This is a genomic window from Enterococcus pallens ATCC BAA-351 (assembly GCF_000407485.1).
GTDB classification, from domain to species: Bacteria; Bacillota; Bacilli; order Lactobacillales; family Enterococcaceae; genus Enterococcus_A; species Enterococcus_A pallens.
The window spans coordinates 691,273-713,056 of the sequence record NZ_ASWD01000001.1; the positions used below are offsets into that span (position 1 = coordinate 691,273).

23 protein-coding genes are annotated in these 21,784 nt (G+C 42.5%); all 23 read right to left on the reverse strand.

Annotated features, from left to right (window positions below; genetic code table 11):
• Entirely contained in the window at positions 1-1,077 is a 1,077-nt protein-coding gene (locus tag I588_RS03345; protein ID WP_010757533.1) for a galactitol-1-phosphate 5-dehydrogenase, read from the reverse strand.
• A 12-nt stretch (positions 1,078-1,089) separates the two neighbouring features.
• Positions 1,090-1,740, reverse strand: coding sequence for a ribulose-phosphate 3-epimerase (gene rpe / locus I588_RS03350; RefSeq protein ID WP_010757534.1), 651 nt, complete (start codon positions 1,738-1,740; stop codon positions 1,090-1,092).
• Positions 1,733-2,152 (reverse strand): hypothetical protein, encoded by a 420-nt coding sequence (locus I588_RS03355; RefSeq protein WP_010757535.1) that lies wholly within the window; start codon positions 2,150-2,152, stop codon positions 1,733-1,735. The genes rpe and I588_RS03355 overlap by 8 nt, the downstream gene beginning before the upstream one ends.
• A gap of 19 nt (positions 2,153-2,171) precedes the next feature.
• Positions 2,172-2,633, reverse strand: coding sequence for a PTS sugar transporter subunit IIA (locus tag I588_RS03360; RefSeq protein ID WP_010757536.1), 462 nt, complete (start codon positions 2,631-2,633; stop codon positions 2,172-2,174).
• A gap of 23 nt (positions 2,634-2,656) precedes the next feature.
• The gene (locus tag I588_RS03365) at positions 2,657-3,259 is read right to left on the reverse strand and encodes a KpsF/GutQ family sugar-phosphate isomerase (protein ID WP_010757537.1); all 603 of its coding nucleotides are present in this window, start codon (positions 3,257-3,259) and stop codon (positions 2,657-2,659) included.
• A gap of 14 nt (positions 3,260-3,273) precedes the next feature.
• Positions 3,274-5,346 (reverse strand): BglG family transcription antiterminator, encoded by a 2,073-nt coding sequence (locus I588_RS03370; protein WP_010757538.1) that lies wholly within the window; start codon positions 5,344-5,346, stop codon positions 3,274-3,276.
• Positions 5,347-5,683: 337 nt separating this feature from the next.
• Positions 5,684-6,334, reverse strand: coding sequence for a class II aldolase/adducin family protein (locus tag I588_RS03375; protein ID WP_010757539.1), 651 nt, complete (start codon positions 6,332-6,334; stop codon positions 5,684-5,686).
• Positions 6,335-6,360: 26 nt separating this feature from the next.
• Positions 6,361-7,491 (reverse strand): PTS fructose transporter subunit IIC, encoded by a 1,131-nt coding sequence (locus I588_RS03380; protein WP_010757540.1) that lies wholly within the window; start codon positions 7,489-7,491, stop codon positions 6,361-6,363.
• A 16-nt stretch (positions 7,492-7,507) separates the two neighbouring features.
• The gene (locus I588_RS03385) at positions 7,508-7,828 is read right to left on the reverse strand and encodes a PTS fructose transporter subunit IIB (protein WP_010757541.1); all 321 of its coding nucleotides are present in this window, start codon (positions 7,826-7,828) and stop codon (positions 7,508-7,510) included.
• 12 nt (positions 7,829-7,840) lie between these two features.
• Positions 7,841-8,296 carry a PTS sugar transporter subunit IIA gene (locus I588_RS03390; RefSeq protein ID WP_010757542.1) on the reverse strand — a complete coding sequence of 152 codons (456 nt, stop codon included), beginning with the start codon at positions 8,294-8,296 and terminating at the stop codon, positions 7,841-7,843.
• Between the two features lie 13 nt (positions 8,297-8,309).
• Positions 8,310-10,235 (reverse strand): BglG family transcription antiterminator, encoded by a 1,926-nt coding sequence (locus I588_RS03395; RefSeq protein WP_010757543.1) that lies wholly within the window; start codon positions 10,233-10,235, stop codon positions 8,310-8,312.
• Positions 10,236-10,417: 182 nt separating this feature from the next.
• Positions 10,418-12,406 carry a transketolase gene (gene tkt, locus I588_RS03400; RefSeq protein WP_010757544.1) on the reverse strand — a complete coding sequence of 663 codons (1,989 nt, stop codon included), beginning with the start codon at positions 12,404-12,406 and terminating at the stop codon, positions 10,418-10,420.
• 48 nt (positions 12,407-12,454) lie between these two features.
• On the reverse strand, positions 12,455-13,144 hold the full coding sequence (gene alsE / locus I588_RS03405; RefSeq protein WP_010757545.1) for a D-allulose 6-phosphate 3-epimerase: 690 nt from the start codon (positions 13,142-13,144) through the stop codon (positions 12,455-12,457).
• Between the two features lie 29 nt (positions 13,145-13,173).
• Complete coding sequence (locus tag I588_RS03410) at positions 13,174-14,274, reverse strand: PTS fructose transporter subunit IIC (RefSeq protein WP_010757546.1); 1,101 nt, start codon at positions 14,272-14,274, stop codon at positions 13,174-13,176.
• Positions 14,275-14,278: 4 nt separating this feature from the next.
• Entirely contained in the window at positions 14,279-14,611 is a 333-nt protein-coding gene (locus I588_RS03415; RefSeq protein WP_010757547.1) for a PTS fructose transporter subunit IIB, read from the reverse strand.
• A gap of 18 nt (positions 14,612-14,629) precedes the next feature.
• Entirely contained in the window at positions 14,630-15,079 is a 450-nt protein-coding gene (locus I588_RS03420) for a fructose PTS transporter subunit IIA (RefSeq protein ID WP_010757548.1), read from the reverse strand.
• 17 nt (positions 15,080-15,096) lie between these two features.
• Positions 15,097-15,417, reverse strand: a complete 321-nt coding sequence (locus I588_RS03425) for a PTS fructose transporter subunit IIB (RefSeq protein ID WP_010757549.1) — start codon at positions 15,415-15,417, stop codon at positions 15,097-15,099.
• A gap of 309 nt (positions 15,418-15,726) precedes the next feature.
• On the reverse strand, positions 15,727-16,377 hold the full coding sequence (locus I588_RS03430) for a class II aldolase/adducin family protein (RefSeq protein ID WP_010757550.1): 651 nt from the start codon (positions 16,375-16,377) through the stop codon (positions 15,727-15,729).
• 10 nt (positions 16,378-16,387) lie between these two features.
• Positions 16,388-17,308, reverse strand: a complete 921-nt coding sequence (locus tag I588_RS03435; RefSeq protein WP_010757551.1) for a 1-phosphofructokinase family hexose kinase — start codon at positions 17,306-17,308, stop codon at positions 16,388-16,390.
• A 15-nt stretch (positions 17,309-17,323) separates the two neighbouring features.
• On the reverse strand, positions 17,324-18,706 hold the full coding sequence (locus I588_RS03440; RefSeq protein ID WP_010757552.1) for a PTS galactitol transporter subunit IIC: 1,383 nt from the start codon (positions 18,704-18,706) through the stop codon (positions 17,324-17,326).
• A gap of 20 nt (positions 18,707-18,726) precedes the next feature.
• Positions 18,727-19,002 (reverse strand): PTS sugar transporter subunit IIB, encoded by a 276-nt coding sequence (locus I588_RS03445; RefSeq protein WP_010757553.1) that lies wholly within the window; start codon positions 19,000-19,002, stop codon positions 18,727-18,729.
• An 18-nt stretch (positions 19,003-19,020) separates the two neighbouring features.
• On the reverse strand, positions 19,021-19,494 hold the full coding sequence (locus I588_RS03450) for a PTS sugar transporter subunit IIA (RefSeq protein WP_010757554.1): 474 nt from the start codon (positions 19,492-19,494) through the stop codon (positions 19,021-19,023).
• Between the two features lie 13 nt (positions 19,495-19,507).
• Positions 19,508-21,526: a BglG family transcription antiterminator gene (locus tag I588_RS03455; RefSeq protein WP_010757555.1), complete on the reverse strand. Its 2,019-nt coding sequence runs from the start codon at positions 21,524-21,526 to the stop codon at positions 19,508-19,510.
• Between the last annotated feature and the right edge of the window lie 258 nt (positions 21,527-21,784).

Below are 21,784 nucleotides of genomic sequence, written 5' to 3' on the forward strand. Positions count from 1 at the left end.
CTACACCTCTTCAGGGAAAAACATAATTTTGCCAAAGTTATCTTCTGGCTTTTTATGAGTGACTGTATCAAAAATTTCTGGTCCCTCTGACAGCTTTAAGCGATGAGTAACCATCGATTTTAATTCCAATTGACCATTTTCTAACAGCGACACAATCGTCTGCCATTCTTTACCTGGAAAAGGCGCCGACACACAGCTCCAAGCCCCCCAGACCTTCAGCTCGCTGCGAACAATTTTTTCAAAATAGAAGCGTTCAATATTGATATCGGCATATGGTATTCCCATAAAGACAACCCCGCCGCCTTTTTTGGCATAAGCAAACACTTGAGCTGAAGTAATCGGCGAGCCTGCTGACTCGACGACAATATCGGCCAGCAGTCCATCGGTATAAGCCGCAATTGTCTCCAACGTATCTTCCTTCAACGAGTTAATCGTGTGAGAAGCTCCCGCCGCTAGTGCCATTTTCAAGGCATCCTCAGCAATATCCACCGCAATAATTTTAGTGGCACCAAACAGCTTGGCAAATTTAATCGACAACAAACCGATATTGCCGCAGCCCACCACCACGACCGTATCTCCAGCCGTTAAATTTGTGTGATAATATCCGTGAACGACCACGGCAGAAGGTTCGATCATCGCCGCTGATTCATAGTCCACTGCATCAGGAATCGGCACGCAATTTTTTTCTGGCAGACGAATGTATTCAGCGTAGGCGCCGCCATGACGAGCACCGATCACCGTTAAGTTTTCACAGCGGGCAAACTCAGACTTTTTACAGTAGTAGCATTCTTCTTCAACATCCAAATCGGCACAGGTGAAGCAAGGGGCTCCAGCCACCCGGTCGCCTACCGCTAGATGCTTTACCTCTTCACCAATTTCCACAACCTCGCCAGAAAATTCATGTCCCCAAACCATGCCTGCAACATATGGACCTAATTTTTTGTAACGTGATAAATCGGACCCACAGATTCCGACCGCTTTTACTTTGATCAGGACATCAGTTGGCTTTTCCAAGCGGGGTTTTTCCGCTTCTTCATACCGTAAATCTTGCTTTCCATACAGCTTTAATGCTCTCATTGCTTTCTCTCCTTAACGTAACGCATTTTCCAAAAGTTGGAATTTTTTTGTTGAATCGCCTGAAAACAGGTAGGAGCCTACGACAAACCAGTTGGCCCCTGCTTGTTGGCAGGTTTTGATATTTTCTGCATTGACTCCGCCATCGACTTGGATATTGATGGGCCGCTCACCAATCAATTTCTTCATTGCTTGAATCTTTTGATAAATCGGCGGATACAGCTGCTGTCCCCCTAAGCCGGGATTCACCGTCATCAACAATACATAATCAATCTCATCCAAAACCAGCTTGATACTTTCGACTGGTGTACCAGGATTCAACACGACCCCAGCCTTGGCACCCAACTGTTTAATCAATTGGATTCCCCGCAGCAAGTGCACCGTCGCTTCTTGATGAATACTGATATATTCGACACCAGCCTCCACCAATTGCGGAATAAATTTCTCCGGATTTTCAACCATCATGTGTACATCAAATTGAAACGGCAGCAGCTTTTTTAAGTCCGCCACTTGAGTAGGACCAAAAGCAATATTCGGCACAAAGCTGCCATCCATCATATCTACATGCAGGATTTCGATCTCTAAATCCTTTAACGTCATCACATCACGTTGTAAATTTCCAATATCAGCCCCAAATAACGAAGGCATGATGCTATTTTTAACCAAGATGAAAATCTCCCTTCAGATTCTCGTACAATTGTTCAATCATTGCCTGCTCGCTGGCATAGCTGCTCCTGCGATTAAAATAGAGCAGCTGGTATTCCCCGTCCGACTGACTGGCTGGCTTAACCCACCGTTCATTTTTTGAAGGAACCAGAATGTACCAGGGCAGTTTTTCTTTTTCCTGCTTCCAGCGTTTGAATAGTTCATTTACTGGAAGGGTTGGATTCGTTACGATTATTTTTTTGATGCGGCCTGGAATGTAATACAGGTAAATGATTTTGGAGTACAGAAGCAGTGATCCGTAACAAGCGAATAATAAAAGGAACCATTGCTTGTGTTGGATTAAAAATGCTACGATGCCGCGTCCCACTTCTCCTAGCATCCGATCATTGATTTCTTCAAAAAGACTCTTCATTCTCCTATACTCCTTTGCGTTAGTTTAATTGTTGAAGGACAGCTGCCTCATCTGCTACTTGAACAAGTGCCTGCATTTTTCCTTCGTCTTCAATCAATGAAATCACTGCCTGCAAAGTTTCCAGCTGCTTCTCCGGCTCCTTAATCGCCAGCATGAACACAAGGCGAACAGGAACCTCCACTTCTTCGGCTCCCATCTCTTGAAAGCTGACTGGTGTTTTGACTATACCTAAGGCAATCGTTGCTTCATATACATGCTTGCTATCCGTGTGAGGAATCGCAATACCATAGGTGGTGGTGTTTAAGCCTGTAGGAAAAACCGCTTCCCTTTCCTGAATGGCTTGAATATAGCTTTCCTTCACATAACCGTTTTGAAACAGCCGACAGGCAAGCTTTTCCAGCAGCTGCTCCTTATCCAAGTTGACCGGTTCATCAAAAAAAACAATGTTCTTCTGATTAATCATCTTAACTAACTCACTCATTTACCATTACCTTCCATTTTTCATTATTTGCCCAACAAACGATCTCCCACTGCACCACCTGGATGGTTGATGCCGAATTGTTCTTTTGTAAAATTGGTGTAAGTCATTAATGCAATACACACGGCATCAAAAACTGAAATAACGGCTAACGTGCTGGCGGTTGCCAGCATGTTGAAGATATCTGGCTCCTTATCCACCGACACCTTAACGAATAAATCTGCCGCTTGTCCAATAGCAGAAGCTTCATTTTCACCTACGCCAACAATATATGGCTGCTGGGCCTTAATGGAGTCCAGTAAATTTGCCAGTTCTTTGGTATTGCCGCCTTTAGAGATTAGTATGACGATATCGTCTTCTGTAATAATTCCCATTGATCCATGCACCGCATCTGCTGGGTTCAAATAGACAGCTGGAATGCTGACGCAGGACAACGAATGCACAATTTTTTTGGCACCGACACCAGAGGTTCCGCAGCCGCTGACCACTACCTTACCTTTTTTCTCGCCAATTTTTTGTACCAAGGTAGTTAACACGTCTAAATCAGCGGTTTCACTTAACTTAGTAATCGTTGCCCCTTCAATTGCTAATGTATTCAACATACTGTCTTTGATTTCCTGATTATTCATAACTACGTCCTTTCCTAATTCACGATTTCTTTTAATAGAGTTAAAATGGCGTGCTTTTCTGTTGTATTCGTTAATTTCTCAATCATTTCTGGCGATTCAGCGATCGTTAAAATATCAATAATCGCCTGGTTGTGCTGCTTTTTGTCAATCGGCGCAATCATAAAAACAATTTTCAGCGAATGGCTTTGTGAATATCGGAATCCTTGGCGAACAATCAACAGGCTGATCCCGATTTTATTAACCCCTTCACTTGGCAAGGCATGGGGAATGGCCACCTCTTGTCCCAAAATAGTATAAGGATCTTCAAAGTCATGGCTGTCAATCACTGCCTGAATGTATTCCTCCGTAACAGCTCCCTCCGTTAAAAGCGGCTGTCCTGCTCTTTGCAGTGCCTCTTTATAATCGGCTACCTCATCAACAATCGTGATTCTATTTTCCGAAAGAAAATCATACAGTCCCATAATCTTATTAGCTGTACGAATACGGGTCTCTTTTCTAAGCGGCAGTCGTTCCCCCAGAATTTCCAAAATACTGTTTTGAATTCTGGTTGTTTGGGCAGCAGGGATGTACTCCCGAATTTCTCCCATGATACGTTCGACAATCGTGGTACGATCCGCTTCGCCAAAAACCTTTTTGAACACCTGCGCCCGCAGCTGCTGTTTTTCTTCTTCTGTCATAGCCGCCTGGACCACGAAGCAATTATCATAGGGGTGAAAGTGTCCGATTGAAAAAATAATATCTACCTTCAAATGACTTTTCTCAAAGGCTCGATGCGATACCGGTTCGTAAAAATAAACTTCTGGAAAAATCGCCATCAGCTGAGACAGCATCAATTGCGAATAGGTCACGCCTTTGGGACAGATAACAATCGCCGTTTTCATTTTGGGATAGTCGGTTTTCCCCTGTGGCAAAATTTTTGAACCAAATATTAAGGAAATGTACATGATTTCGATATCAGGCAGAGGTACTTCCAATAAATCCTCCAAAGGCTTGAAACAATCCTTGATAATAGAATTAAGGAAATCGTATTGGGCAATGACGTTTTCCAAAAATTCCTTTTCATACAGATCGTTCTTTTCGTTAATCAAATAGCGAATGCGGTAATAAGCTGGTGTCAAATGATACATTAAGCTATTTAACAGCTGCTCACGTTCCTTTAATTCAATCGAGGTTTTCACCTCAAAATTATCAACACATCTATTCAAGGCTTTTCTTAATCGTTTAGTAATCGTTTCATTGACAAACTCCGCGGAAATAATTTTTGAAGTCAAAATCTGCAAAGAAATATAAATGGTTTCTCGACGACCGTACTGCTCCAGCCCTAAGGTTTGTTCAATTAGCCGAACTTCTCTCAGCTGGTAAATATCCAGCTCTTCCTCTGAGGTTTTCTCGTTCACCCGCTGTCCATACGTAATACGATTAAATACAATCAATAAAAAATATGGCAGCTGACTAAACTGTTCATCCGTAAAACGAACCTCCAGCTGTTGTTCCAATATCTTTAATTTTTTCTCCATCGCCGAGCGTTCAGCTTGTGATAAGCCAGAAAATTTATGCAAAAGTTGAGTTCCGCTGGACATTTTGTTAATATATAAGAGAGTTTCCTTAATGAAATCTCTTATAAATAGCTCTTTACCAGAAAGTGAATAGCCTTGTGTGCGCGAATAAACAACCTTAATTTTGTGGACAAATAATTTCTTTTTCAGCTTAGACAGGTCTCGTAAAATCGTATTTTTACTGACCTTCAGCTCGTAAGAAAAATACTCCAATGATAAATCCAACGATTCGTTGAATAACAATAGGGCAAGTATTGTTATTCTTTCGTCTTCTGAATAGAAAAGGTTAGGGTCTTTTCTTGCTTCTTCATCGCTTTGGATGAAGGCAGCAACTGATTCGTCAATGATAAATCCACCGGTGCGTGTTCGTTGTACACTAGGCAATTCATTTTCTTTTAGTTCGCTGTTAATTTGACGCATCGCATACTTGATTTGATCCTTTGATAGCTGTAGTTTGCTCTCCAACCCCTTTCGCGTAATGCTGGGGTTAGCAATTAATTCCTTCAATATGGTTAAATACTTTGCTTCCATCTTTTACACTAACCCCCTTTTGATTTGGTACCTTCTTGCTGTAAAACCATGCATTTTCCTTATGTCCTTATTATAGATTTTCACTTTGAAAAAGTATAAGCGTTTTCATTCAAAAAATTCCCCAGCCGTGTGCCCCACTTGGTGATGTTATGGAATCTGGCGAAGCTTATCAATGAATACAGGGAATACCTTTACTCCTCCAAGTGAATTTAGTTATATTATTATACACAGTTGAAAGACAAAGACTGAAAAAGGGATGAAACCACAAAAAAACGAGAAAACTTTCGTCCTCTCGCTTAATGATTGACTCCCCTATTTTAATGCTGCTACAGTTCGTCTATTCAACTAAATTGTAGGCAAATTCTTTTTTCGATTCCAGCTCGTGAATTCCCAGCCGATCGAAAATTAGTGCTTTGTAGGCCACATAGGCATTGTACTCTAGACGCTCCAGCATATCGTTGGCTTTATGAAGAGATTCTTCTAAAACCAAGACACCATGCTTGTTTAACAATGCAACTTTCGAAAGAACCTCGTCACCTAAGCTGGCTACATGTCGAGTCACGATCTCAGCTAATTCTGGTGAACAGGCTGGAGCAAAATCTAGACAAGGAATTGCGCCAAATTTTTGAGTCGCCTCCGTTAAGTTAGGCATATCCATTCCCTGACTAGCAAAGACCATGGACTCTTTAGCATGCCCATGCAGTACACAACCGATTTTGCGGTGTTGGCGATAACAGGCCATGTGCATATTGATTTCTCTTGTCAGCTTCCCTTCTCCTTCAATGATATTTTCCTTCATATCCACCACCAATATTTGATAGGGCGACAGATCGCACAAATGATTTTGCGACATCAACGTGGGGGTCATGATAATATGCTCATCGTTCATTCGTACACTGATGTTCCCTCCAGCCGCATTGGTTCCATAGCGTTGATAAATATTTTTAGTAATTCGACATAAATCTTCTCTTGCTGCTTGGTATAGCATATCCATCACTCCGATCAACTAGTTTGTTACGCATTTTGTTTGGCTCCTTCAGCGACTACTTTTTCCTCAACCTCCCGTTGTTTTTTCAAGTAAACATGGTTTGCCCTAAAAATAGCGCCAAAGGCAATAATCAACACGCCCGATAGCAGCGAAATGATGAAGCCGACAAAATTGGTCACCAATGGATAGGTGAAGAAGCCAAAGGTCGAAATTGGAAAAATTTCACAGCCAAAGAGGAAACCCATCGCTCCCGAAACAGCAGAACCAATCATCGTAATCACAATGAAAAACGGATCAGCTACTGCAAAAGGAATCGCTCCCTCTTGAATTCCCAACAAACCTAGTATCAACGAAGGCACTCCGTTGCTTTGCAGCTGTGGTGGAAATACCTTCTTCCCTACAACAAACCGGTCTAAAATAGTCGCCAGTCCCAGTCCGATTGGTGAGGCAATCCCCATCATACAAGCAATATAAGAATAATTCGTGTCAAAAAACAACTGCTTGCCAATCGTTCCGGCTGCCTTGGAAACCGGGCCGCCATAGTCAAAGCCTCTTGCTGATGCTAATGCCCCAGATAATACCGCGCCACCGCTTTGACCAATCGTATTCACAAACCACGTACTTAGACTCATAAAACCAGTACCGATAGGACCAATAATCAGCTTGGAAGCAATTAGTACGAGCAAGCTGCCTACGACTGGCAGAATAACCATTGTTTTTACTCCCATATATTTACGCGGCATTTTAATCGAAGTATTCAGGAATTTAACGGCAAATCCAGCGATAAATCCTGCTAGTAATGCCCCGATAAAACCAGCCCCCATTAGGTTGGCTACCATTCCACCTAAAAAACCAGGGGCTAGTCCCGGACGATCAACGATTGCAAAAGCAATGTAGCCGGCCAACACTGAAAACATCAACGCCATGAAATTTTTCCCTACTACCTGATTCGCCCAAGCAATGGTTTGAATGATTTTATCTGGACTTTCCAGCAGGGCTTCATCGTTTGCCGCAAATCCCATGATCTGTCCAATCAACGACGTAATTCCTAGGGTCATCCCGGCAATAACGGTGACCGGCAGCATATACGAAATCCCGGTCATCATGTAAGACTGTGCCGTTAACAGCTTGTCCTTAAATGTATTCCCCTCAATCATTTTTTATCCCCCTTATTTACACTGTTTTCAAAAAATAATCACCCATAATTTGATCAATTTTTTCAATGGTTTCATGCAAAGGTACTTTGATGGTTTTCTCTTCATAGCCTTGGAAACGATCAACGTCCCTGATGGCTACTCCTACCGAAAAGACAATTAGGTCGGCCTGTTCAATTTCAGCCTCGGTCAGCCGATTTTCAATTCCAATGGATCCCTGAGTCTCAACCTTTACTTGATGACCCAGCTTTTCTGCCGCATTTTCGATTGCTTCAGCAACCAAATACGTGTGGGCAATCCCTGCTGGACAAGCAGCAACCCCAATAATTTTTTTACTCATAGATACTTCCTCCTAATTTAAAATAATTTCCTTTTCCACGGATTCCAATACACAAAACATTTTTTCGATACTCTTACTAGTTAATAAACAATTTCTGAACTCTTCATTCATTAAGTTGCGGCTGATTTGCGACAGGGTCTTTAGATGCAGGGTGCCTTTTTCTTTTTCAGGAACACCGATAATAAAAACGAGCTTCACTTCTTTTTGATCCTTTCCCCAGCCAATCATGTCTTTGGTGCGGCAAATTCCTACAAAGGGTCGCTTAACACTATCCGATTTTCCATGAGGAATAGCGACGTTATAGCCAAAAGCTGTCGGAAATTCCTTTTCTCTTTCCATTACACTAGCCACAAATGCCTCTCGATCATTAAGATAGCCATTTTCATAGGCAGCATCGCTTAAAAAGTTGATGACAGCCTGCTCACTTTTCAACGACTGATCAATAAACACCAATTTTCTTTCTAACATGTGCGACTCCCTTCTAGTTAAAAATTCTGCTTGCTTCGTCAAAAATATATTTTTGAACATTCTCTTTTGTATTGACGATGTTATACAACTCACTTAACAATTTCCGAGCCAATTTTAGATCCTGCTCACTGATACAAATCAGAAAAACAGCTTTTACATTTTGAGTGGTCCATCGAATGGGACGATTGTTAATAATTACAACTAGCTGTGTTTTCAAGACAAACGCAGGGTTGGCATGGGGAATGGCTACTCCTGAATTCAAATCAGTTCTCCCCAGCAGTTCTCTTTGAAGCAGGTTTTCGGAAAAGCCTTGCTTTACCAGCCCCTTTTCATAGAGGCGATTAGCAATAAACGTCAAGACTTCTTCTTTGGTTGTGAAATTCTGATTGAAGAAGATCAGTTCCTCATCTAAATAATCCTGAAATTTTTCAAGGGTAATGGTTGAGGCCGTTTCCGAAAGTAAATGTTGGTAATAGCCGGTGACACTTTTGATGTCTGTTTCATTCATCAAAGGAGACACCTGAATAAATGGCAATGTCTCATCTGGCAGCGGAATGGTTGAAATCACCAAATCGTTCTCAGTTATTTCATTTTTTTGCAGTTTATCGATAGAGGTAACCTCCACGATATCCAGCAGCGGCAGGTATTTTTTTAGCCGTAGTGAAATTAGTTCAGCAGTACCAATGCCATTGGGACAAATGACAAAAACTTTTCGAACCCGGGTGTTCCGTTCGATGGCACATTGAAAATGAACCATGATGAAGCCAATTTCGTCATCGGTCAGATTTATCTGATACGTTTCTTCTATTTCATTCATGGCAATCACTGTTGTTCTGAAGGTAACAGCATATTCGTCACGAATGTCGTCAATCAATGAGTTTTGGATACTGATTTGATTGCTCATCCGAAATATGGCAGAGGGAATGTGTTCAACCAACGCGTCTTTCAACAACTGATCCTGACAAAGATCCACTTGAACCAATTCACTCATTTTTTGAATGCTTCTATCAATTAAGGTTTCCAATGTTTGGGAAATATGTTTGCTGGTGGTTGCTTTTTGAATTTTGTTGGCTACCAGCAGCAGGCTGACATAAATTAATTCTTGTTCGTCAAAGGCACCATATTCGTCACTTAACTCCTCCAATAGCTCCTTCGCGACAAAATAGCTTTCCAAGCTCATGATTTTCTTGTAGGTCAACAAATGCTTATCCAAATCGATTTGTTTACCAATGCTTTTTCGGTACAGCAGAATCGACAGATACGTCAAAAAATTTCGTTTGTAATGGCTGTCCAATGTATATTCCAGTTCGATAAGCTTTTCTTGAATCAGGTTATTAACCCTTTGAATCAGCTTATGGGGAAAAAGTGCTGCCAAATAGGCTACGTAATGCTCATACATTTCTACTTGTTCATTAAGAGCAGTAAATCGATCCAAAACGAAGGCATAGATCGCTTTTTGAATGTCCGCTTCATCTCCTACAACAACTGTTCCGTGGTTCGTTTTAGAAAGCACTAAAGAAAATGGCGTGATAAACGTCCGTTCAATTAAATCCAAAGAACTCTTAATAGATGTCTTGCTGGTGAAGAAGCGCTCTGCTAAGGAATCAAACGTGACTATCTGGCTTTCTAAAATCAGCCGCTTCATTATGGCAAAATTTCTTTCTGCCACCTCGGAATCATCGGAAGCAATGTCTCTTTCATTGTTTAAATAAGAAAGCTTTTCTTGCCAGTTTCCAGAAATTTTAATCCCGAAATGAGCTTTTTTCTTAATCTCCAGCTGATGGTTCTTCAGCTCCTGATTGATTTTTTCGATTTCCTTAAACAAGGTTCTGGTTGAGATATTTAAGCGATCGGCATAATACTTTGCTGGCTTATAATCGCTCTCATTAATCAAGTATTTTAATAAGTTGGTGCGCCGGCTGTTACTTATTTTCCTCACCTCCGAAGAGAAAACGTTTTCTATGGCATTACTATACCATCTGTTTTTTTCTGTCTCTATGACTTCTTAGTTCCACAATATTGTGGAACATTGCTAATTAAGAAATTGATTTTATTATACCTTTTGTTAAAAAAACAAGAATAGCGAGAAAGCAGCTGCCTTCTCGCCATTCTTATTTACTCTTACTTCAGTGCCTGCTTCACGGCCTCTACCGTAAAGCCATACTCTTTGATTATCGTATCGCCAGGTGCACTGGCTCCAAATTTGTCGATAGCTAAAATCGTTCCTTGATCACCAACGTATCGTTCCCAGCCGAAGCTTGCGCCCATTTCAATGGAGACACGTGCGGTTATTTCTTTTGGCAGAACGGCGTTTTTGTAGTCTTCTGATTGTTGTTCGAATAAATCGAAGCTTGGTAAGGAAACGACTGAAACATCTTTGCCTTCTGTCGCTAATTCTTTTTGCGCTTCAATTGCCAAATTAACCTCAGAGCCGGTAGCAATCAGAATTGCATCCGGGCGTTGGCCTTTTTGCGGTGAAATAACATAGCCGCCTTTTGCTACATTTTCATCTGCTGATTCTTTGGTTCCTTCAATCACAAGCAAGTTTTGACGACTCAGCACTAAGATCGTTGGTTTATCCTTCGTTTGCATCGCCAGTTTCCAAGCAGCCCGAGTCTCATTGCCATCGGCTGGGCGAATCACTTGAACATTCGGCATGCAACGCAGGCTGGCTAATTGTTCGATAGGCTCATGAGTGGGACCGTCTTCCCCGACTGCCACTGAGTCGTGCGTCAGCACATAGACTACTGGTGCTTGTTGAATCGCCGACATCCGAATCGCCGGACGCAGGTAATCAACAAAGACGAAGAAGGTGCCGCCATATACTTTGGTTCCCCCGTGCAATTGAATGCCATTCATAGCAGCAGCCATGGCAAATTCCCGCACGCCAAACCAAATATTTCGTCCTTCATATTGACCAGGTTCAAAATCCTTTTCAGCAGCCACCATCGTATTGTTGGAGCCGGAAAGATCGGCTGAACCGCCCCAGAAATGCGGCACTGCCTTTGATAATTCCTGGATCATCTCCTTGCTGGAGACCCGGCTAGCCTGACTAGTTCCTAAATCATATTTTGGCAGGTCAGTATCCCAATCCGCAGGTAGCTCTCCTGCAAAGGCTTGCTTAAATTGCTTAGCTAACTTAGGATATTTCTTTTCGTAGTCAGCAAACAGGTCATTCCAGGCTGCTTCTGCTTTCTTTCCTTCTTCCATCATTGTTTCGGTAAAGCGTTCGGCCACTTCATCAGGCACTGTAAAGGCCGGATATTCCCAACCATAAATTGCTTTAGCCGCTGAAATCCCCTCGTCACCCAATGGAGCTCCATGAACCGCCGAAGTTCCTTGCTTTGGTGAACCATAACCGATAATTGTCTTGATCTCAATCAAGGTTGGCTTGTCAGTTTCTGCCTTGGCCTCTTCAATAGCTTGGGAAACGGCTGCCAGATCGTTGCCATCTTTGACTAAAATATGCTGCCAGCCGTATGCTTCAAAGCGCTGACCAACATTTTCAGTAAAGGCCTTGTCAGTTGGGCCATCCAAGGAAATATCATTGGAATCGTATAAAACTACTAATTTGCCTAGCTTCATGTGTCCAGCCATTGAGGCAGCTTCCTGAGAAACACCTTCCATCAAATCCCCGTCCCCACATAAGGCATAGGTATAGTGATCTACAATCGGATAATTTTCTTTATTATAGGTTGCAGCTAAATGGGCTTCTGCCATCGCCATCCCTACAGACATAGCAATTCCTTGGCCCAATGGTCCGGTGGTTGCTTCGACACCATCGGTATGATGGATCTCTGGATGCCCTGGCGTTTTGCTGCCCCATTGACGGAAATTTTTCAAATCCTCAACCGTAACAGCATAACCTGAACAATGCAGCAGGCTGTACAGCAACGCTGAACCATGTCCCGCTGATAAAACAAAGCGATCTCGGTCTACCCAATTGGTTGAGGTAGCCGGATTTACTTTTAAGTGTTTGGTCCATAAGGCATACGCCATTGGTGCCGCCCCCATTGGCAGACCCGGATGCCCTGAATTAGCCGCCTGAATTGCTTCAATACTTAAAGTTCGTAAGGTGTTTACACCCAATTCATCAATTTTATCAAACATGTCTGATCCTCCAGAAAAAAACGGGGATCGCTCCCCGCTCCTCATTTTTTATTGAATAACTTTGCCGGTCATGTCAGTATAATCCTTCGACATGATCTCCCAAGCTTTTGAAATATCTTCGTCTAGGCCGAACAATCCGCTGCGGCCGACGATGTAAATGTCTGGTCCTGCTGCATCAATCCGTTTGAAGGATTTGCGGTTGGAGGAGCCGTCCATTTCGATGACATAGCTATAGCCTTTTTCTTCACGCAGCTCACGTAAAGCCACAATTTTATCCAAAGTACTTTCGATAAAACGCTGACCTGCAAAGCCGGGATCAATCGTCATAATCGTGATTTTGTCCAATAAATCGATATAAGGGAAAATCACTTCAATCGGTGTTTCTGGATTCAAGACGATGCCTGCCTTTAAGCCGGCATCATGAATTTGGTCAATTAAACGAAAGGCCAAGCCATCTAGGACTTCTGCATGCATACAGATCCATTCACATTTCATATCGACTAATTGCTGCACCCACATACTAGGATTGGTAACCATCAAGTGAGCGGACATCGGCAAATCGGTAATCTTGCGCAGCTCCTCAATGAACCATGGAGATAATGTAATGTTCGGTACATAATGGCCGTCCATAATATCAATGTGGTAGGAATCCACCTTATCATTCAAAAAGGTAATTTGCTCTTTAAACTTGTCTAAATCCATCGTCATTAAAGATGGGGAAAATTCTATTTTATTCATTACAGTCTCCCGTTCTTCCATTTATTTGCTTAGAAAATTTGAATATCGTCCAAGCTGATATCTTCTTCTTCTTTTTCCACTAAGCCTTCATCGACCTTTTGCGATACGTCTTTTTTGATAACTGCCAGCACTAAACCAGTCACAACAGCATTCACAACAATTGCAATTACACCTGCCATTGGTTTACTCATCGTTGGAATCATCAACACACCGCCAAATGGAACCGTTGCGTCAGCGCCTAAAATCATGGTTGTTGCGCCACCAACGAAGCCGCCGATTGCTGTTGCTACGACACCGCGAACAATATCGTTCATTACTAAAGGAATAACACCCTCAACAATGTTAATGACACCCATTGGAACTGCTGATTTCAAGGTTTCAACTTCAACTGGTGTGTAAATATTTTTTCTGAACAATTTAGCGATAAAGTAAGCCAAACCGAAGCCGATTGGTGTTGCCGTGTTTACCAGCTGTAATGCGGTAATTGGGCCGTTCAAGCCTTCAGCCTGCATAGTTAATACAAAGGCGAACACAGTTTTATTAATAGGACCGCCGTAATCAACACCGCTGAGTAAACCAATCACACCACCGAATATTAATAATGAAGAGTTGCCCAGTCCATCTAAGAAGTTAGTCAATAATGTAGTTAATGCGGCAATCGGTGCGCCGATAATGTACACCATAATCAACCCGCCGATGATTGAAGTTAAGAACGGAATAACTAAGGTAGGCATTAAACCCTTTGCCCAGTTTGGTAATTTTACATATTTTAAAATTGCTAATACAAGATAACCTGCTAAGTAACCACCTAAAATTCCGCCAATAAAGCCTGCGCCAATCGCATTAGCAGTTAAACCAATAATGAAACCTGGTGCAATCCCTGGTTTTCCGCCAATCGAGAAAGAAATACCTGTTGCGATAACGACTGGCAGTAAGCCTAATGCGCTGCCACCCATTGTTGCCAAGGCATCCCAAATTGAGAACTCGCCTTGAACCAGCTGGCCTTGGCTAGAGCCGCCGAATGCCATCCCAATGGCAATCAGAAACCCGGCGCCGCAGACAATGGGAATTAAATAAGAAATGGCTGTTAATAAGTGTCCCTTAAGATTCAACTCTTTAATTTTTTTCATCTTGCTACCCCTTTACTTGTGCTTTTTCTTGGTCAACAACTTCTTTAGCTTTTTCAATTAATTTGTTAGGTGATTTAACCGCAACTTCCGTTGGTACCTGAATCACCCGTTTACCGTCAAAGCGCTCACGGTTGGCAATTTTCACATCCACTGCCAAAATCACAATGTCGGCTTGATCAATTTCCGCTTGCGTTAATTCATTTTCAATCCCGATGGTTCCTTGGGTTTCAACCTTCATTTCAAAACCGGCTTTTTTCGCGGCATTTTCTAACTTTTCCTGTGCAATATAAGTATGGGCAATCCCCACGGTACAGGCTGCTACTCCGACTAATTTCATGTGTAAGCTTCCTTTCCTTTAAGCAAATGCAGCTACAACATCCTCCGGCTTAGAAGCCTTCAGCAGATTATCCACCACTTCATCATTTCCTAGCTTTCTGGCAAATAAGGACAACAGCTTCAAATGGCTGGTTGCACCTTCATTGTCGTTGCCAACTGCAAAGAGAATGATTCCTTTTACGCCATTGCCGTCCAGCGACTCCCATGGGATTTCCTGTTCATTGATGCCAATGGCTACCCCGATTTTATTAACAAAGGCGCTTTTGCCATGAGGAATCGCGATGTAATTGCCAATCCCGGTTTGCCCTTCCGCTTCACGAGCATAAATGTCTTTGATGAAACCGTCAATGTCTGAAATGTAGCCGTTTGCCAGTAATTCTTGGGCTAAGTCTTTTAAGGCTTCATCCTTAGTTGCTGCGTTCATATTGGTTTTAACCGTTTTCAAATCAACGATATCTGTTACTTCCATTGTGCATTTCTCCTTTTTTATGCAGTTTGTTGTTCAATCACTTCTTTGGCTTTTTCGATTAATTTGTTAGGTGATTTTACAGCGATCTCGGTAGGCACTTGAATCACTCGTTTGCCATCGAAGCGTTCGCGATTGGCAATTTTCACATCAATCGCTAAAATCACGATGTCTGCTTGATCGATTTCTTCTTGGGTTAATTCATTTTCAATTCCGATGGTCCCTTGGGTTTCCACCTTCATTTCAAAGCCAGCCTTCTTTGCGGCATTTTCCAATTTTTCTTGAGCGATGTAAGTGTGGGCAATGCCGACTGTACATGCTGCTACTCCAACTAATTTCATCTTGCGTTCCTCCTCATTATAAGTGAAAATCGTTCAGGCTTCTCATTTATTGGGAAGCATGTAACTGTTTTCTTTTGATAGCCTTATCATAATGGACATTCGGGAAAACGCTTCACTCAAAATTGACCGTTGCAACGGACAGTTTTGTAAATATGTACCCGCAATGGCCACTGAAAACCTTGTCCCTTATAGGAGGAATACGCAATGGCCAGTGGCTGCGGACAGATAAAAATTTTTCCCGCTTATTCGCAATTTAGGCTGAAAAAGCAAAAAAACGAGAAGCCGCAGCTCCTCGTTACACACTATTTTCTATTCCTCAATATTATACGCCAATTCTTTTTCATCCGTCAGGTTGTGAATTCCCAGCTTGTCATAAATCATCGCTTTGTAGGCGATATAGGCATTGTATTCCAAACGCTCCAGCATATCATTGGCCTTGTTCAAGGATTCCTCCAATACCAATACCCCATGTTTGTTCAACAGCATTACCTTCGATAAAACATCGTCTCCCAAGCTTTCCACATGCTTTGTCACAATTTCTGCCAATTCTGGTGAGCAGGCTGGCGCAAAAGGCAGACAAGGGATTTCACCAAATTTTTGGGTAGCCTCGGTTAAGTTGGGCATGTCTATCCCCATGCTGGCGAAGACCATTGACTCGCGGGCATGTCCATGCAGCACACAGCCGATTTTTCGATTAGTCCGGTAGCAGGCCATATGCATATTAATTTCCCGGGTTAAACGGCCGTCCCCTTCGACAATATTTTCATCCATATCTACCACTAATATTTGATAAGGCGATAAATCGCATAGATGGTTCTGCGACATCAAGGTAGGGGTCATAATGACATGGTCATCGTTCAACCGCACGCTGATGTTTCCACCGGCTGCGTTGGTTCCATACCGTTCATAAACGTTACGGGTAATTTTTGCTAAATGCTCTCTTTCCTGTTGGTATAGCATAAGTTTCCTCCTAATTTTGATGTTTGATACGAACCTTGGATTTTAATTCTTGGGCTTCAACTAAATTAAAATAGCAGCTGTCCTCATAACGGACCTTGCTGGCGGCACAGCCGCTGGCCAGCATGAGCGCTTGTTCAATTTCGCCGGTTTGGTAAAAAGTTGCCAGAAAGGAGCCGACAAAGCAATCGCCGGCGCCGGTATCATTGACCTCCTCAACGTGAGGAGCAATCACCTGATACTGTTTCCCTTCAAAATAGCAGATACTGCCTTGCTCTCCGCGAGAGGCAATCACCACGGCAACCTGAGCTGCAATTTCGGTTAGTTTTTCTTCAACTGTTTCTTCGCCAACCAATAATTCCTGCAGCTCCAGCTCATTGGGCTTAATAAAATCTGCGCCAGAGGCAATTGCCAGCTTCAAGGCTTCACTGGATAAATCACAGGCCAAAAAACAACCTTTTGTTTTAATCAGCAATAACAATTCGGTTAAATCAACCAAATCAAAGCCTGCCGGTGTGGAGCCTGCTACTAAAACAAGATCCTGAGGAGTCAAGTTGACCGCCAAATAATCAAACAATTTTTCTTTATCAGCTGCCGACACGGTGAAGCTGGGTTCAGTGATCATAGTAGAGCCTTGGTTTTCCGGATCAATCAGGATCACCGATTCTCTAGTCGATCCATCCGTTGCGATGAATTGATGATTGATTTCTTTATCCTCTAACACCTGCTGGAATTTCGCCAAATTCATTACGCCAGCAAAACCCAAGGCTAGATTTTCCACGCCTAATTTAGACATGGCATAAGAAGCATGAGTACCTTTGCCACCTACGTCGTATAAAACTTTATGGGCTCGGTTGTTTTTTCGTTTTTCCAGTTGTTCCTGCAAAAAAATCAAACGGTCGATCGCCGGATTCAATGTGATCGTATAAATCATAATGCGCCTCTCTTTTTATGCAATTTCTTCGGTACCGGTGATTTCACTTTCACCTTTGTCAGCTTTAGCTTCCTTCATCAAGTCACGATAGTAGAATACGAAGCAGGTAACCCATACTAGTAAAATTACTGCCGGAATAAAATTACCTTCCAGGAACTTAAATACATGAGAGAAGGCATAGGTAAAGACTGGAGCATCAATCGAGCTATTGGAAATCATTTGACCTGCTGCCAGTTCTACTGCGCCAGTTTGATTAGCCAATTGGGTCATGAATGGGGCAAAAGCCGTTCCCACCCATAGGAAAATCGGGGAGCCAATGGTACAAAGAATAATCATTCGCAGCAGATTTCCGCCAGTAACCAAGTAAGCTGGTACTGCGATTGAAATATTTATAATTCCAGCAAATGGTAAAATTTCATTACCTGGTAAAAACATGGAGAACAGCAGCGTTACAGGTACAGTAAAGATAATCGCCAACCAAATTTCGTTGGAGCCGCCCATAAACGGCCAGTCCAAGCCCACCAGCAGTGTCCGGCCTTCGAACTTTTTGTTCATAAAATCGCTGACCGCTTCTGAGATTGGGGATAAAGCCTGCATGAAGTATTTAGTAATTACCGGGAACAAGGTTAAAGCGGTTGCAGCTTGAATCGCTAAGGTTAAGGTTTCCGCCACACTATAGCGAGCCAGCACCCCAAAAACGATCCCCAGCAAGAAACCTAAAACGTGGTTTTCCGCAAAGACTCCAATTTTACTTTTCAGCGTTTCAGCGTCAAACTTACGATCCAAAGCTGGAATTTTTCGCAGCATTTTATCAATTGGATAGAAGATCGCCGCCAGAAAAACCATTTTATGGGTACAGGTTACCCCTGGAATGCCTGATAATTTTTCGATGCGGTGTTGATGAGCATCGGCACTTTTTAATTCGAACACAATTTGGACTGCCGCTACAGCAAACGCTAAGAAAATGTTGCCAGTGATTCCCACCACTGCCACGGCCGTAAAGATTTTGCCCCAAACATTCCAAATATCGGCATTAAAGGTATTGGTTTTGTTGATTATCAGCATCAGCACATTGATCCCAATCATCAAGGGAAACATCAAGAAGGCATAGGGCCAAGACCAGGAAATCGTCGACATGGTCGTCCAGCCGCCGTCAAGAATCGGCAGCGAAATGCCCGTCGATTTCAGCATGGCCTCAGCTGCCGGAGTAATCGCTCCAGTCATAAAGCTGATTAACATGGTCATTCCGGTAAAGGCCACCCCTAAAGTAATGCCGGCACTAATGGCATCCTTGACCTTCATTTTTACCGCGATTCCGGCAATAATAATAATAATTGGAACGAAAATTGCTGCACCCAAACTTAGTAAATAATCGATAACAGTTTTTAAGATATCCATTTACTTGCTCCTTTTCGTTTTTATTTGCAAACCTCAATCAGCTTTTGCAATTCAGCTTCCTGTCCCATTCCCGTTAAAAAGGCAATGCCGTTAATCACTGGAATCGGATATTCCTTCGTTGTTTTTGTGATAGTAATGTAAGCCACACTTGAATCCATGTAACGATCCACTGACTTCAAATCCACTGCCTCCACATAGGCATCCACTCCGCGATCCTTCAATAAACGACTCACCTTGCTGGCTACCGTTTGTGATGTTGCAACTCCACTTCCACAGGCTACAATTACTCGTTTCATTTTCCATTCCTCCGCTTTCTATTCAATTGGTCCAAAATTGGCCTTAATAATATTGATAATTTCCTTCTTTTCCTCCACACTCATCAACGCACTAACCGCTTCCGTATTGCACAGCAGTCCCATCAGATTTTGCAGCGCCGTTACCTGCTGTCCATCTTTCAAGACCCCCAGCATAAAAATCAGCTCTGCCTCAATCGCCCCTTCAGCAATCCCCATCGGCTCAAAGGGAATACCGCTTTTGGGCCGGATCACTGCGATAAAAGGCTTCTTCAAATTCTCCGGATCGGTGTGGGGAATTGCGACTCCCACTGTGCTGGTCTGCAATCCGGTAGGGTATTCCTTTTCCCGCAACGTGATGTTGTCATAATAGCTTTCCTTTACATAGCCCGCCTCCTCCATATACGCCGCAAACCATTTAAACAAGTCTGCTTTGCAGGATATTTCCGGCTCCAAAAACACCAGATTTTCATCAAATAATTCCGTTCCCGCCATACCTTCACCTCATCTATTGATTGATTAATTCAAAAGAAGATTTCAAGAGTTCATAAAAGTCCTCAATAGTCGAAATCTCTTCAATTTGACAAATGTTCTCCTCCTGAAGCAGTGCATGATTGATCTTCAGCAGCCACTCCACATGTTTATTTTCCTTTGATGGAGCCAGTGCCACCATAATCTTTAACTCACGATCATTAGCAAACTGCAGCCGATTTTTTACTAAAACCACCTGATAATCCGGCTTCGTGACATCATCCTCCGGCTTGGTATGCGGCAAATAGCAGTCCTTGGCAATCATCATGAAGGGATAATCCTTCTCAAACAGCTTCAAGGTTCGATTAACATACCGCTCATTGACACTTCCCCGCTCCAGCAGCTTGCCAAAAGCAAAGTGAAAAACCTCCTGCCAGGAATCGGCCTCAATCATGGAAAACTGCTGGATTCTTAATTGGAAAGGATCACACGCCTCTCCAGCGTTTCCCGTATCCTTTTGATAAAATTGCTCAATCCGTTTGATGGCGTTGGCCTTGTTCCCATCAGGAAAAAGATCATCCAGCAAGCCATAAAGCTCCTTGGTTTTCTTTTTAATGTCTTGATTAATTGCGATAGCTACTTGCTGCTGAATTTTCTGCTTAGCCTGTTTATCCAAAACCGATGGAATTACAAAAGTAGTAATCTCCGTATCAATCGGAATCGTAGTAAAAATGAAATCCGGTGATACCTCAGCCTTAGAAATTTCATCCACCGCATAGGAACCGACAAACGCAATATTAGGAAACAGCTCCTTCAAATTTTCCAGCAGCAGTTTGGAAATCGACATGCCGCTGCGGCACAGCACCAATGCTGTAAAAGGTTTAAAGGATTGATCTTGCGCAATTTCCTTCATTGAGCTGATGACAATCATGGCAATAAACGCCTTCTCCTCATTAGAAAATTGACAGCCGACCTTCTTCTCAATGTGGAAAATCCCTTCACTAATCTTCAAATACAAGGCGCTGTATTCCTCCATAATCACCCTAGTCAACGGATTACGAATGTTAACACTCAGCAGACTGCGGAAAATCGCCGGCTTCAAATGCAACGCCAGCTTTTCCTTCAAGGCGGCGGGATCTTTAAAATGCATCAAGCAGTCATTTTCCAGAAAATCAACGAACTCCTTGATCGCTGATTCCACCTCGCCGCTGCCGTAAATTTCATCGTTGATTTGTAAGAAGGTAGAGGATAAAATTTGAAGAATCATATACAGCTTGTCATTCTCATTCAGCTTTGGTATCCCTCGAAAAACATCTCGATAAATTGGATACTCCTTTGTATTAACCAGGTCATACTTTTCAAAAGAAAAATGCCATTTGATCCGCTGCTGTTGCGCCCGCTTGATTAAGGCACTCAACAAAATCGGCAGCTCTTCCAGACTTTCTTCGGTAAAAGTCATCCTTACCTGCGGCTGAATTTTCAACAAGCGATTTTTCAGCAGCAAAAGCTCACTGCTGAGAATATAACCGGTCTCCAGAAGCAGATAACGGCTAAAGGATTTCCGCAACAATCCCCGCAGCGCATTGACGATCTCGTTGCGAATCGAAAACTCTGAGCCTTCAATGGTGTAGCCGATTTTACGCGAATAATTAATTTGAATCCCTTGATCAGCCAACTCCTCTCGCAGCCGTTTTACGTCAGTCAGGGCAGTATTTTTGCTCACTAAAAGCTGATCCGCCAGTTCCTGCAGGTTAAGATCCAGCTCGCTTAAAGCCATGTGCAAGAACAACAGCTGCTGACGATTCTCAGCATCGTAATACGGCAAAATTTTGATGTTATGCTTTTTCAAATACTTGTAGCAGATGTTGCGATCCTGATCGGAAACATAGATTTTCCGTTCATCCAGCTTCAGCTTAGCCTGCAGGACTGTATTGATTTCCTCCACATCCTGCTGTAAGGTTCGCCGTGAAATAGCCTGGCGGCCTAACAAATCCTTGATTGAAATTTTAGACTGCTGAACGCATTCTTGAATAATCTGAATTTGTGAATTCTTCATTTTTTACACCTCTTACACTAATTATCTTAACGGAAAAAAAAGCCGATTTTTAAAAGTTCATCACAATATGAAAACGCTCTATTTTTTTAGATTGTGATGAACCCTTAGCTTTAAAATCAAAAAACTTGATAAAACCCACCTAAAAAACACCGCTATTATGGTAAACAACCTTTATCATATGATACGTAAAAAAGCAGGAAAAGATTTTTTTAATTTTTATTTCGTTCTTAAAATAAACAAGGTGCAAAAAAATCCCTG